At 47.1% G+C, this 240-nt stretch carries 1 pseudogene; it reads left to right on the top strand.

Going from position 1 to position 240, the window contains the following annotated elements:
• A pseudogene (locus ACTHSP_RS24035) lies at positions 1-240 on the top strand (hypothetical protein); the annotation flags it as partial.

Raw genomic sequence — 240 nt, 5'->3', positions numbered from 1 at the left:
CGACCTGCATTTCGTTTTTTTACACCCGCAAACCATGGTCAAATCCAGTCTGACTGTTCAACCTGAAAGAGCTGGGTAGCCATGGTTATTGGATGGTTCGTCAAAACTGCTGTCTGTGAAAGTAAACGGCCAGGCTGTGGATTATGTGTTGGATGACGAATAACTGACGTTTGCCGGCGTGCCTTCTGAAAACTTGACACTGGAAGTGGAAACCGAAATTCTGCCGGCTGAGAACAAATC

Source organism: Neisseria sp. P0001.S005, assembly GCF_051963715.1.
This window is presented reverse-complemented; position numbering and strand designations above follow the sequence as displayed.